The organism is Nguyenibacter sp. L1 (assembly GCF_035199985.1).
GTDB lineage: Bacteria > Pseudomonadota > Alphaproteobacteria > Acetobacterales > Acetobacteraceae > Gluconacetobacter > Gluconacetobacter vanlangensis.
Window position 1 is genome coordinate 1,827,082 of the sequence record NZ_CP127015.1, and the last position, 12,430, is coordinate 1,839,511.

13 protein-coding genes are annotated in these 12,430 nt (G+C 62.6%); 6 read left to right on the forward strand and 7 right to left on the reverse strand.

Features of this window, described 5'->3' with window-relative positions; translation table 11 throughout:
- Positions 1-4 precede the first annotated feature (4 nt).
- The 4 genes from QN315_RS08340 (at position 5) to QN315_RS08355 (ending at position 5,292) form a co-directional block, all read left to right on the forward strand.
- Positions 5-1,327 (forward strand): LLM class flavin-dependent oxidoreductase, encoded by a 1,323-nt coding sequence (locus QN315_RS08340; protein ID WP_323992895.1) that lies wholly within the window; start codon positions 5-7, stop codon positions 1,325-1,327.
- 58 nt (positions 1,328-1,385) lie between these two features.
- Positions 1,386-4,046: a TonB-dependent receptor domain-containing protein gene (locus tag QN315_RS08345; protein WP_323992897.1), complete on the forward strand. Its 2,661-nt coding sequence runs from the start codon at positions 1,386-1,388 to the stop codon at positions 4,044-4,046.
- 7 nt (positions 4,047-4,053) lie between these two features.
- Positions 4,054-5,007 carry an ABC transporter substrate-binding protein gene (locus QN315_RS08350; RefSeq protein ID WP_323992899.1) on the forward strand — a complete coding sequence of 318 codons (954 nt, stop codon included), beginning with the start codon at positions 4,054-4,056 and terminating at the stop codon, positions 5,005-5,007.
- Between the two features lie 96 nt (positions 5,008-5,103).
- Entirely contained in the window at positions 5,104-5,292 is a 189-nt protein-coding gene (locus tag QN315_RS08355; protein ID WP_176639173.1) for a YqaE/Pmp3 family membrane protein, read from the forward strand.
- A 401-nt stretch (positions 5,293-5,693) separates the two neighbouring features.
- Here the strand turns inward: QN315_RS08355 and QN315_RS08360 are convergent, their stop codons facing one another.
- From QN315_RS08360 to QN315_RS08370, 3 genes are all read right to left on the reverse strand, one after another.
- Entirely contained in the window at positions 5,694-6,308 is a 615-nt protein-coding gene (locus QN315_RS08360; RefSeq protein ID WP_323992901.1) for an HAD family hydrolase, read from the reverse strand.
- A 117-nt stretch (positions 6,309-6,425) separates the two neighbouring features.
- Positions 6,426-6,761: a cupin gene (locus tag QN315_RS08365; RefSeq protein WP_323992903.1), complete on the reverse strand. Its 336-nt coding sequence runs from the start codon at positions 6,759-6,761 to the stop codon at positions 6,426-6,428.
- Positions 6,758-7,306, reverse strand: a complete 549-nt coding sequence (locus QN315_RS08370) for a cysteine hydrolase family protein (protein WP_323992905.1) — start codon at positions 7,304-7,306, stop codon at positions 6,758-6,760. The genes QN315_RS08365 and QN315_RS08370 overlap by 4 nt, the downstream gene beginning before the upstream one ends.
- A 94-nt stretch (positions 7,307-7,400) precedes the next feature.
- On the opposite strand from QN315_RS08370, the gene QN315_RS08375 reads away from it, so the two are divergent.
- On the forward strand, positions 7,401-8,345 hold the full coding sequence (locus QN315_RS08375) for a helix-turn-helix domain-containing protein (protein ID WP_323992907.1): 945 nt from the start codon (positions 7,401-7,403) through the stop codon (positions 8,343-8,345).
- A 157-nt stretch (positions 8,346-8,502) separates the two neighbouring features.
- Here QN315_RS08375 and QN315_RS19590 read toward each other — a convergent pair whose 3' ends face one another.
- Complete coding sequence (locus QN315_RS19590) at positions 8,503-8,604, reverse strand: hypothetical protein (RefSeq protein WP_342630255.1); 102 nt, start codon at positions 8,602-8,604, stop codon at positions 8,503-8,505.
- Between QN315_RS19590 and QN315_RS08380 the strand changes: the two genes are divergently transcribed.
- On the forward strand, positions 8,557-8,751 hold the full coding sequence (locus QN315_RS08380; protein WP_323992909.1) for a hypothetical protein: 195 nt from the start codon (positions 8,557-8,559) through the stop codon (positions 8,749-8,751). The two genes, QN315_RS19590 and QN315_RS08380, sit on opposite strands and share 48 nt — an antisense overlap.
- Here the strand turns inward: QN315_RS08380 and ppk2 are convergent.
- From ppk2 to QN315_RS08395, 3 genes are all read right to left on the reverse strand, one after another.
- Positions 8,718-9,557 (reverse strand): polyphosphate kinase 2, encoded by an 840-nt coding sequence (ppk2, locus tag QN315_RS08385; protein ID WP_323992911.1) that lies wholly within the window; start codon positions 9,555-9,557, stop codon positions 8,718-8,720. The two genes, QN315_RS08380 and ppk2, sit on opposite strands and share 34 nt — an antisense overlap.
- A gap of 84 nt (positions 9,558-9,641) precedes the next feature.
- Entirely contained in the window at positions 9,642-11,294 is a 1,653-nt protein-coding gene (locus QN315_RS08390) for an efflux transporter outer membrane subunit (RefSeq protein ID WP_323992913.1), read from the reverse strand.
- Between the two features lie 11 nt (positions 11,295-11,305).
- Complete coding sequence (locus QN315_RS08395; RefSeq protein WP_176639167.1) at positions 11,306-12,430, reverse strand: ABC transporter permease; 1,125 nt, start codon at positions 12,428-12,430, stop codon at positions 11,306-11,308.

Sequence of the window (12,430 nt, forward strand, 5' to 3'; positions counted from 1 at the left end):
CTTGATGACCGAACCGAAACGCACCTTTGCGCTTGGCGCCTATCTGACCGGGTCGGCCACCAACGGCGATGCCTGGCGGGCGCCGGGCGAGGATGTGGACGCCGACATCACGTTCGCGCGCTATCGCGAGTACGTCGATCTGCTGGAACAGGGGCGCTTCGATTCCATTTTCCTGTACGACAACGTGCTGCCGGTACCAGACCCGGCGGCGGTGGCCGACACGCCGGCGCTGCCGCGCTGGGACACCTTTACCCTGCTGGCGGCGCTGGCGGTCACGTCGCGCCATATCGGCCTGATCGGCACCGCCAGCACCAGCTTCAACGAACCGTACAACATCGCCCGCCGCGTCGCCTCGCTGGACCGGCTCAGCGGCGGACGGGCGGGCTGGAATGTCGTGACCGCCACCGGCGGGGGCGAGAATTTCAACCTGTCGCGCCATCCGGACCATGCCGACCGCTACGAACGCGCCCATGAATTCGTCGATGTCGTCACCGGGCTGTGGGACAGCATCGCCCCCGGCGCCTTGCTGCGCGACAAGCGGAGCGGCCGTTGGCTGGATCCGGCGCTGGTGCGGCCGCTGAATCACAAGGGGCATTTCTTCAGCGTCGCCGGCCCGCTGAACGCGCCGCCGCCCGTCCAGCGCCGCCCGGTGCTGGCCCAGGCCGGGGCCTCGGGGCCGGGACGGGACCTGGCGGCGCGCATCGGCGAGGTCATCTACACCGCCGAATACGACCCCGCCGCCGGGCGCGCCTATCGCGCCGACGTGCTGGACCGCGCCGCCCGCCACGGGCGGGGGGAGGCGCATCTGCGTATCCTGCCGGGCCTGGCGCCCTTCGTCGGCGAAAGCGACGACGACGCGCGCGCCAAATTCGAGACCTATCTGCGCTATCTGGACCATGGCGACAGCCTGCGCGGCCTATCGGCCTATGCCAGCCTGGGCGTCGATCTGTCGGCATTGCCCCGGGACCGCCCGATCGAACTGGGCGAGGTCACGGAAACCAACAGCCATAAGAGCCGCCAATCGCTGATCGTGGACTGGATCCGCCGCGACCGCCCCACCCCGCGCGACGTGCTGCGCCACTTCACCCGGGGCGGGCACCGCATCATCGTGGGCACGGCGCGCGAGATCGCCGACGATATCGAAGGCTGGTACCGCACCGGCGCCGCCGACGGCTTTAACATCATGTTCACCTCGGCCCCCGACGGCATCCGCGACTTCGTGCGCCTGGCGGTGCCGGAACTCCAGCGCCGGGGGTTGTTGCGCACCGATTATACCGGCCGGACGCTGCGCGAGAATCTGGGCCTGCCGGACCCGGCCACACCCTGACCGTCCGCGCCCGCAGCCCCCCATCGGGCCCGCACGCCGCAATCAATCGAGCAGACGAATGCAATCGACAAGAAAGAATCTCGCCCCCACGCCGCCGTCCATCGAACGGACCGCCACGCGCCTGATCCTGGCCCTGGCGTCGCTGCATCTGTCCACGTCGCGCGCGATCGCGGATGACGGCACGGCGAAGGCGAAGGCCACGCCCCGGCCCGCGCCTTCCGCATCCGCGCCCGGCGAAGCAGCCCGGCGGCGGACGGTCGCGAACACCGCGCGCCCCGCCCCGGGGCAATCCCGGCAGCAGGACAGCGAACAGGTGGTGGTGACGGGCACGCGCGGTGCGGTGCGCGCCTCGCGCAGCATGTCGCCGATCGTCATCGTGTCGCATACCGACCTGACACGCACCGGCCAGCCCAACCTGCGCAGCGCGCTGGCCCTGCTGGATCCGTCGATCAACAACACGCCCGGCTATCCCGGGCAATTGGGCTTCACGACCAAGACCGCGTCCCTGCGCGGCCTGCCGTCGAACGAAACCCTGGTCCTGGTCAACGGCAAGCGGCGCCACACCATCGCGTCGATCTTCTACGGCGGCGCCATGCAGGGACAGTCGCCGGTCGATCTGGACATGATCCCGATGAGCGCGATCGACCATATCGAGATCCTGAAGGACGGCGCGGCGGCCCAGTACGGATCGGACGCCATCGCCGGCGTGATCAACATCATCCTGAAAAAGGCCGATCACGGCGGTTCCGCCGAACTGAGCTATGACCAGTACGCCTCGACGGTCGGCACGCTGGGCGATTACGGCCGGGGCGGCAACCTGTTCTTCAACGACGGGTTCAGGATCGGCAATGCCGGCGGCTATTTCAACCTCGGCGCCGACATTATCGGCAACCAATGGACCAATACGGCGGGATACGCGCCGATGAGCAAGGGCGGCACGCCCACCCTGCTCTATCCCCTGCTGGCCGGCGGGCAGCTCGATCCGCGCGAATACGGCAACCGCTACCGCCAGCTTTACGGCGTGCCGGAGACGGAAAAGCAGGCCGTGTCCTATGACATGGCGATCCCGCTGGGCGATTGGGGGGAATTCTATTCCTTCGCCACCTATGCCCACCGCACCGCCTACGAACCCGGCTGGTACCGGCCGTCCAATTCGTCGCAGAACATCGTCAGCGTCTATCCCGAGGGCTATCTGCCGATCATCTCGACCGAAGACCAGGATTTCCAGTTCACGTCCGGACTGCGCGGCAAGGATTTCCTGGGCTGGGCCTGGGATTTCAGCGTCAATTACGGGCGGGACCAGACGGCGCTGGGGCTGGACGATTCCATCAACGTCTCCCTCGGCCCGTCCAGCCCGCATCATTTCTATCTGGGCACGCTGACCAATTCGGAACTGATGGTGGATTACGACCTCCGCCGCCAGTTCGATACCGGATTGTTCAAATATCCCCTGTCGGTATCGGGCGGTCTTGAATATCGCTACAACCAGTACGAAATCGGCGCCGGCGAACGCGCGGCCTGGGTCGATGGCGGCTATGTCTTTCCCGACGGCACCAAGGCCCTGCCCAGCGCCGCCGGCCTGGGGGCCTATTATCCCAATGCCGCCGGAACCTATTCGCGCATGAACGGCGCGTTCTACCTGGAATTCGACCAGCAACTGACCAAGGCGCTGTCGGTCCAGTTGTCCGGCCGCAACGAAACCTACAGCGATTTCGGCAACACCGCCAGCGGCAAGATCTCGGCCCGCTACCAGGTCACGCCCTGGCTGGCCTTTCGCGGGTCGGCCAGCAACGGTTTCCACGCCCCCACGCTGCAACAGGAATATTTCCAGAGCGAGGCGACGTTCTATTCCACCAACGCCCAGGCGAACAACGCGCTGATCACCACGACAAACGTCTATTCGTCCGTCAACAATATCGGCGCCCGGGCATTGGGCGCGTCACCCCTGAAGCCGGAGACGTCGCATAATTTCGGGGTCGGCCTGGTGCTGACGCCGATCCGCAATTTCGACCTGTCGCTGGATATCTACCGCATCGACATCTTCAACCAGATCATCCCGCTGACCGTGTCCGGCAACGGCATCACCGGCGCACAGGTCATGAACATCCTTCACGCCAGCGGCGCCGTTCCGAACGACGGCAATTATTACCAATATACGTTCATGCGCAACGCCGCGCATACCGAAACCGAAGGCATGGACATCCAGGCCCATTACCTGACCGATTTCGGCAAGGCCGGCACGGTGCTGTGGGGCGCAATGATGAACCAGCAGCAGCACATGATCAAACGGATCAACCCCCTGGCCATCAACCTCGGCTCGGCGGTCCAGCCGCTGTTTCGGAACGAGATCGGCAACCTGACCACGATCTATCCCCGCAATACCCTCCGCTTCACGGGCACCTGGACCTATGGCCCAGTCGCGACGACGGTGCGCGTGTTCCGCTATTCCGCGACCAAGAACCTGTCCAACCAGGGACCGGCTTATGACGAGACGGTCAGCCCCGCATGGCTGATGGATTTCGACATCGCCTATCGCTTCCGACCGCGTTGGGTTGCGGAAATCGGCGGCAACAACGTGTTCAACAAGCGGCCGAACGTGCTGAACGCGAAGGCGCAGTCGGCGTCGCCGCTCTATCAGATCAATCCCAATTACAGCACCGCGTCCATCTATGGCGCCGAAGGATCGTATTTCTATGCGAAGCTGCGCTATTCCTGGTGACGGCGCCATGCCGATCCCGCGTCGCCTGTGCCTCGCCGGTGCCGGCGCCCTTGCCGGCCACGTCTTCACGGCCGGCCTCGCCGCCGCGGCGGAACCGATCATGCTGTCGGTGGGCGACCAGAACGATTCGCTGCGTTCGCTGCTGGAGGCGGCGGGGGAGGCCGCGCCGACCGGCTATTGCATCGCATGGAAGGAATTCACCCAGGCCCAGCCTCTGCTTCAGGCGCAGAACGCCGGGGCGATCGATTTCTGCCGCGCCGGGGACGTCGCCTTTCTGTTCGCCTACGCCTCCGGCGCCCCCATCGTGGCGGTCGGGGCCAACATCACCGGCGGCCAGGGCGCGGCCATCCTGGTGCGCGGGGATTCCGCCATCGCCACCGTCAGAGATCTGAAGGGCAAGCGGGTGATCCTCAGCCCCGCGGGACTGGGCGAGCCCCTCTTGTACGGTCGCCTGGAGCAGGCCGGCCTGACGGCGGCGGATGTCCATGTGGTGCGCGCGGCGCAGAACGTCGCCCAGCTTTCGCTGGCCACGGGGCGGGTCGATGCCTGGGTCACCTGGCAACCCTATATCGCGCTGGGGCAGGAGGTGGATGGCGACCGGATCCTGGCCGACGGCGCGGGGATCCTGCCCTTCTACGTGTTCGGGATCGCGCATCGCGACGCCTTGGCCGCCAAGCGCGCGGCGATCGTCGATCTGCAACGGCGCATCGCCCGCGCGACGGCATGGGCGCGGGCCCATCGTGACCTGTATGCCCGGACCCTGGCCAAGATATCCCATCTGCCCGACGCCGTGGCCCGGCGGTCCGTCGCGGCCAGCCGGCTGGAGGACGTGGCGATCGACGACGGCGTCATCCGCGACACGGCCGCCCTGTATGGCAGGCTGGCCGCGTACGGGCTGATCGCGAAGGGGCTGGACATCAGGGCGGCCTTCGATCCGACCGTGCTGGGGGGCGTCCTCTGACGGCTTGGCGCGCGGCATGGCTTGCCGTCCCGCGCGGCGTCGCCTAAACCGGTCAGGCCGGCGGCCGGCCCCGCCATCCAGCGTTGAGGACCATCGATGCGCCTGCTTCTCGCCCTCGTGCTCCCCTGGCTTCAGTTCTTCACGATCGGGCGCCCGGTCGCGGGAATCATCTGCCTGCTGTTGCAGATCACGGTCATCGGCTGGATTCCCGCCGCGATCTGGTCGGTCTACGCGCTGAGCCAGTACAAGACCGACCGGAAGATCCGCGACGCCATGCGGGGCTGACGGCGCGCCGCCGCTTGCGGCCGTCTTTCCGCGTGATCCTGACCGGGTTTTCCGCCAGCCACGCCCGGATATCCGCGGTCGAACACATCCAGCCGGCGCGCTTGCGCCAGGCGCTGGGCTACTGCACGCCGATGGCGGTCCGGGAAGACAGCCTGGCCACAGCGATGCCTGGGGAGAAAGGATCCGCAGAGCCAGATCGTCCAACTTAGATTCGGCCGCCTCTGGTCCTCAGGATGGGGGCCACTTCGGTATTGGCTACACAGTCTGTCTCATAGGAATGCATGGCCTCTCGGGATTCCGTGCGAAATCGGTGCCGATGCGCGCGGAGCGGATTTTATATTACTTCAATATTTCGAAGGATGATCGCTCGTTTTCATAGAGATCATCAAAATCTCTATACATCACGACACCAAAATTTTCCAATAATTTCTTCTTCCCACTATCAATTCCAAAAATTCATACCCCAGATTACGGGCGGTTGTCAGATCCCAAACACCGTCACCGATCGAAATAACATGATGGGGTTTTTGCCCTCCATTTGCGGCGGAACCGAGTTCGACAGCACGGCCAACGATTTCTTCACGCGTCTCGAATTCAGATGCCGTAACCAATATTTCTGACTCACCATCGAGACCGATCACTGAAAGCTTATGCAAAGCACCGTAGCGCAGACTTCCCGTCGCGAATACGACAATCCAACCTTGCTTACGCATATAGTCAATGAAGCGGCGCGCACCTCTGATCTCGGAGAAGGGCGTTTTCCTAACGGCTTCATCGTAAAAGCGTGCATATTCTCTTTCAAGTCGAAGCATATCTGCCTTCCCTTCAAGGTTGGCCTCTTCCCATGCTTCAGTCAGAATTGCACTATCGGAGTGATGCCTATAACTGCTCCAATCGGTTCGAAGTGCGGGAAATTTGAAATTTTGTAAAGCAGATCCGAATGCAAACTGATGCACACTTACGCTGTCCGTCAATGTACCATCGATATCAAAAACAATGACGTTTTTATTTTTCATTATGTTAATTCTCCATCATTATTATGAAATCACCAGAATATTCCTCATGCTGGAGAGAGACGCGCCCCTCGTTTTCGCGTCGATCCATACCGGGCAGTCCAGACGTTCGCGCGATGCTCATATACTGTCCTTCCGTTCGACGACGAGAATCCGCGCAGCCCCCAGCGGGATCGCCTTGTGCTCATCACCCTCGCGAGCACGGAAAATATCGCCAGGTTCCAGGCGGAACACTTGTTCTCCACCGGAATGCCGCAGATGCATTTCAACCACCCCGTCGAGCACTGCGAACACTTCCGGACCGTCGTTCACGTGCCAGACATAGGGATGATCGGTCCAGTGGAGACGAACGGTGACATCGGCGAAGCTTTCGAGCTCCAGCGCATCCCATGCCTTGCTGCCAGTGTAGTCTCCAGCCCGGATGACGCGGGCGATGGTGGCTTCGTTGTCGTTCATGTTCCGAGGCTTTCATCCGTAGACAGCACAGTCGCATAGGCGAAGGACAGCGCGGCCATATAGGCGGCGTGGACATGAACCGCAGGAACTGCGACCCCATTGAACGCGAGGTCGCGGGTGGCAACGGCGTCGTGGATCAGAGTCACCTCATAGCCGAAATCCACCGCCGCGCGGACAGTCGCGTCGATACAGACATGGCTCATCGCGCCGAGGATCGTCAGTATCCTGATGCCCTTCTCATCAAGCAGCGCCTTCAGAGGCGTGTCCCGAAACGCGTTCGGGTGATGCTTGAGCACCACCGTCTCATCCTCTCGCGGCGCGACGGCGGCGTTAATGTGCGCACCGTCCGACCCTGGCGCGAAAAACGGCGCATCCACCGCAGGAAACTCGTGCCGGATATGAATGACCGGCAATCCCCTCTCCCGGAAGGCCGCCAGCACGCGTGCCGCATTGGCGGCGGCTTGCTCGATACCGACCAGTTCCCAACGCCCGCCGGGGAAATAATCGTTCTGGAAGTCCACGATGATCAGGGCCTTGTCCGTCATATCCGCTTCCTTTTGCTCTGATGCGGCCAGAATAGCGGCGCTGTGACCGCCGCCCCAGTGGCGGGAAAGACAAAATCATGGTCATATCCGACACATGACGACACAGGCGCTGCATGAAATCGTTCTCGTCGCCTATCCCGGCGCGCAGCAGGCTGCCTTGCACGGCATGGCCGATCTGTTCGCCGTCGCCGACGAACGGGCCCGAACGCATTTCGACCGGCACGGGCCGTTGCTCCGCGTCACGACAATCGCGGAGGATCGGCGCCCTGCCACGGCGCCTGCCGTGATCATCCTTCCCCCTGCCCTGAGCGGATCACCCGTACCCGAGACAATGGGCGACCTTCTGGCATGGATGCGAACCTGCCACACGAACGGCACGATCCTTGCCGCCGTGTGCGCCGGCACGTTCCTGCTTGCTGCCACCGGCTTGCTCGACGGTCGGCCAGCGACGACGCATTGGCAGTCCGCCGAGCGGCTGCGGGCCTTGTATCCCACCATCCGTGTCGATCCCGACCGGCTGCTGGTGGACGACGGCGACATCCTGACCGTCGCGGGCGTGATGTCCTGGCCCGATCTTGGTCTTCGCCTCATCGAAAAACTGCTGGGATCGGCCGTCATGGCCGAGACGGCACGCGACCTGCTGATCGATCCACCGAGGCGCGACCAGCGCCATTACCGGCAGTTCGTCCCGGTTCTCACCCATGGAGATCGCGCGATCCTGGCCGTCCAGCACTGGTTGCGCACGGATGCGGCCCGCGAGGCAAGCGTTGCAGAAATGTCCCGCGTTTCGGCGCTGGGGGAACGGACTTTCCTGCGCCGCTTCCGTAGGGCGACCGGAATTGCGCCGAGAGAATATGCCCAGCATCTGCGCGTGGAGCGCGCACGGGACCTTCTGGAAACGACCGTGCTCTCATTGGACCGGATCGCGTGGGAGGTCGGCTATCAGGATGTCGGCGCGTTCAAGAAGCTTTTCCTTCGGCTCACGGGCCTCTCTCCCGCCGAATACCGCGAACGGTTCATCGTCAGGCCGACTTCCTGACGGTTGCTTCCTCCAAAGCAAGCACGACCCGTCGGGGCAACTGACGATCGCGGTGGGTCATCAGGGGCTGGATAGACCCATTTATGATGCCTGCACCAAGAAATCAGTCTTCCTGCCTTGCTTCATTTCCAATCGCAAACATGCTCTTGAAAATTCCTCAATATTGAAGGCCAGCCTTTCCTATTGCGCATAGGAAGAAGACGCCCTTGAGATGGACGCGATAGAGGGCATCGAACGCGTCTTCGGTGGTGTTCTCGATGCTGTCATGATGCGCGGTGCCGGCATTGTTGACCAGACAGTCAAGCGGAATCCGGCAACACAAGCCCATGCGGAGATGATCGCGCTGATCGGCAGTCTGGCGAAGGCGCCCCGTCAAAACAATTCGGGAATCAGCTTGGATGTGTAATCGGGTTCGACGTAGCCATTGGCCTTGTCGCGTTTCGGAAGTTCGACCTTTCGGCGCGGCGTCTTGTCATAGGGGATCCGTCCCAGCATATGTGTGATGATATTGAGGCGTGCGCGCTTTTTGTCGTCGGACCGGACCATGTACCACGGAGCCCACCCCGTATCCGTTTTTTGGAACATCTCGTCACGTGCGCGCGAATAGGCATGCCAGCACGAATAGGATTTCAGATCCATTTCGGAGAGTTTCCATGTCTTGCGGCCGTCATTGATCCGGGATTCGAGACGCCTGGTCTGTTCGTCCCGACTGACCTCGAGCCAGTATTTTAGAAGAATGATTCCGGAATCGACCATCGCCCGTTCGATCAGGGTTACGCCCCTGAAAAACGCCTCGACGTCCTTCTCGGTGCAAAAGCCCATGACCCGCTCGACGCCGGCCCTGTTGTACCAGCTTCGGTCGAAAATTACGATTTCCGATGCCGCCGGCAAATGCGCCAGATAGCGCTGCACATACATCTGCGATTTTTCCCGCTCGGTGGGCGCCGGCAGCGCCACGACCTGGAAGGTGCGCGGACTGACCCGCTCGGTGATCGCCTTGATCACACCGCCCTTGCCGGCACCGTCGCGGCCTTCGAAGACAATGCAAATCTTTTTCTTCTCGCGCCGGACCCACTCCTGGAGCTGCACGAGTTCGACATGGAGCCGCGCCAGTTCCGCCTCGTAATCTTTCCGGCGCAGCTTTTCCGTTCCAGGGGAACCGTCCTGGCTGAGCGTGGCGTCGGAGGCTGAAGATTTTTCGTTCTTTCCCATGAGTTTCTCCCCTCGGAGGATCTGGAGGCGGTGGCGTCGACCACGAACCTCGGTGCCATTTCGCCACGCGTTACGAGCGACCTGTCACCAGATGGGCTTTCGCAGAATCGGGGCGTTACCCGCCGGGGTTGGGGGCGCCAATTCGTCCGTCGCCGGCGGCGGGTGGGCCGGCAGCAATTTTCCCCAGTTAGTACGCCGCGCCATTTCGGCCTGCATGGCTTCGGGTATGATCGGCTTTCCCGCCCCGACCTCCCACCCACCGCCCAAAGCCTTATAAAGCGCGATGAGATAGGTCGCGATGGAAGATTGCGTATCAGCCAGCCTGTTTTCCGACTGCAGAAGAATCCGCTGCGAATCGACGACGCGCTGATAATCCTCGGCTCCTTCGCGATACCGTGTCAGCGACAACTGCACCGAGCGTTGCCCGGCCTGCACGGATCTTTGCGCATTGATTGCGCTGTCCTGCGCCTTGAGAAAACCGATCAGCGCATCCTCGACCTCGCGCTGGGCCTTGAGCACGGTATCTTGGTATGTGACGGCCGCCTGTTGAAAACGCGCGTCCTGCGCCCGAACGTTATTCGTTAGCCGTCCGTAGTTCAGAATGGGCCATCTGAAGCCCGGCCCGGTCGTGAAGAACCGGCTGCCGGGTGCGAGGAAGGTGGACATGCTGCTGCTTTGCACGCCGATCTCGCCGAAGAGCGTGAACCTTGGATAGAGGTCTGCCTTGGCGACGCCGATGCGCGCGCTCTCCGTCGCCGCTCTCAACTCGGCGGCCCGGATGTCCGGCCGCCGCCGCAGCAATTCCGCCGGTATTCCGACCGCCACCTTGCTGGATGCTGTCGGGATGTATTGCGGGCCGTACAGCAACGCGTCGACGCTGCCCGGGGGGCGCCCCAGCAGCGTGCTGAGAGCGTTTTTTGCCTGCTGTTCGCTGGATTGCAACGGCGCGATATCGGCAAGCGTGCTCTCCAGCAATGTGCGCGCCTGGCTGGCGTCGAGTTCGGAGGTGGCACCGTTGCGAAAGCGCGACGTGGCGATGTCCAGGCCCTCTCTCTGGACGCGGGCGTTCTCGCGCGTGATCTGAATGAATACCTCGTAGGTGCGTATCATGGCGTAGGTGCGTGCGACCTCGGCAGTGAGCGAGACCAGTGCGTCGTCATAATCCGCGACCGTGGCGCCCATGTTGGCGCCGGCGGCCTCGACATTGCGCCGGAAGCGCCCCCAGAAATCCAGTTCCCAGCTTGCGTCGAAGCCGAGAGCGAAGCTGGCGAAGGAATGCTGGAGATTGGCCTGGTTGGCAAGACGCGAGCTGATCAGGTTTTCCTGCGCGGCGCCGAAGCCCTCTTGCGTTTGTGGATACATGCTGCCGATCGCGACGCCCAATTGCGCCCGGGCTTCCAGAATCCTGAGGCCGGCAATCCGGACCGGCAGATTCTGCGTCGCGGCGATCTGGATCAATCGATCGAGCGTCGGATCGTTGAACGTTCGCCACCAGTGACTCATCACGTCGCCCGTGGTCACGACCCGCGGATCAGTGCTTTCGATCCAGTTGTTCTGAATTTCGGGTTTCGGCGCGACGAAGTCGGGCCCCACGGCGCAGCCATTCAGCATCAACGCCATCCAGAACGCCGCAATTCCGCCCCCGAGCACGAGAGGCGCGTGGCGAGCCGCGCGCCCTGCATTCCGACGATCGCCCATCACCCGCCGCTCTCCGTCACATGGCGTTGCGCCGTTCATCGCTTTCGGTCCTACTTGGTCACGGCTATCGATTTTCGAAAGAGCGCCAGGCTGTAGACAAAGAACGCCAGGCCGATTGCGCCGACCATTGCGAATTGACGCCAGACGGCGTCGATTCCGCCACCGCGATAAATGATCTTTTGGGAAAAGCTGACGAAATGACGCGATGGAAGAAAGAAGGTCATGTACTGGAGCCAGGTCGGCTGGCTTTCGACAGGAGTGGATCCGCCGGAAAGAAGTTGCAGCATGACGTTGACAAAGATGATCAGAAGCGCGAATTGCGCCATCGAACGGGAAATCGTGCCCAGGAAGAGACCCAGCGCCGTCGCGAAAAACAGGTAGAGCAGAACGCCCAGGAACCACAGGGAAATCGAGCCGGCAAACGGCACGTGCAGCGCCTTCATGACGATGAGATAGAGGGACAGCGCCGTTGCAACCAGAATGACGAGACTGTTGGCCCAGACTTTTGCCATTGCGATCTCGAAGGCCGTCAGCGGCATCACGAGCAGATGCTCCAATGTTCCGTGCTCGCGCTCGCGGATCACCGCGGCGCCGGTCAGGACAATCGTGAGCAGCGTGATCTGATTGATGATCGCGACGACGCTCGCGAACCAGGATGTCTCTCCGTTGGGATTGAACAGCCGGCGAATGACCAGATTGATCGCCGGTTGCGCCGATGCGTCGGAGCGCCTGAAAAAGCTGGAAATGCGATCGCCGATTATATTTTTGATATAGCCGCCGCCGATGGCGGCCTGCTGCATGGCGGTCGCGTCGATGTTCAACTGCACGTCGGGGTGGCGCCCCGCGCGCAGATCGGCTTCGAACCTCGGTGGAATCACGACGACGAACATGAACCGTCCCTCGTCCATCGCGGTTTCGACGTCCGCCGCGGCGATCGCCTGGGGCGTCTGGAAGCGCGGCGGATAGAAGGCATCCATCAATTGTCCGGACAATGCGGACCCGTCCTCGTCGGTAAAGGCGATCGACGCGTTGTTGACCTCGCTGGATGTGCCGGTGGCTTGAGCGTAGATCGCGCCGGTGAACGAATACGCGACGAAGAAGATCATCACGAGGTCGCTGCCGACGCTTCGCAATTCCTTGATGCCGAGCCAGAAAATGTTGATGAGCGAGGACAC

Coding starts and splice junctions, on each gene's coding strand:
- QN315_RS08340 (WP_323992895.1), top strand. CDS start 5: ATGACCGAACCGAAACGCACCTTTGCGCTTGGCGCCTATCTGACCGGG.
- QN315_RS08345 (WP_323992897.1), top strand. CDS start 1,386: ATGCAATCGACAAGAAAGAATCTCGCCCCCACGCCGCCGTCCATCGAA.
- QN315_RS08350 (WP_323992899.1), top strand. CDS start 4,054: ATGCCGATCCCGCGTCGCCTGTGCCTCGCCGGTGCCGGCGCCCTTGCC.
- QN315_RS08355 (WP_176639173.1), top strand. CDS start 5,104: ATGCGCCTGCTTCTCGCCCTCGTGCTCCCCTGGCTTCAGTTCTTCACG.
- QN315_RS08360 (WP_323992901.1), bottom strand. CDS start 6,308: ATGAAAAATAAAAACGTCATTGTTTTTGATATCGATGGTACATTGACG.
- QN315_RS08365 (WP_323992903.1), bottom strand. CDS start 6,761: ATGAACGACAACGAAGCCACCATCGCCCGCGTCATCCGGGCTGGAGAC.
- QN315_RS08370 (WP_323992905.1), bottom strand. CDS start 7,306: ATGACGGACAAGGCCCTGATCATCGTGGACTTCCAGAACGATTATTTC.
- QN315_RS08375 (WP_323992907.1), top strand. CDS start 7,401: ATGACGACACAGGCGCTGCATGAAATCGTTCTCGTCGCCTATCCCGGC.
- QN315_RS08380 (WP_323992909.1), top strand. CDS start 8,557: ATGGACGCGATAGAGGGCATCGAACGCGTCTTCGGTGGTGTTCTCGAT.
- ppk2 (WP_323992911.1), bottom strand. CDS start 9,557: ATGGGAAAGAACGAAAAATCTTCAGCCTCCGACGCCACGCTCAGCCAG.
- QN315_RS08390 (WP_323992913.1), bottom strand. CDS start 11,294: ATGAACGGCGCAACGCCATGTGACGGAGAGCGGCGGGTGATGGGCGAT.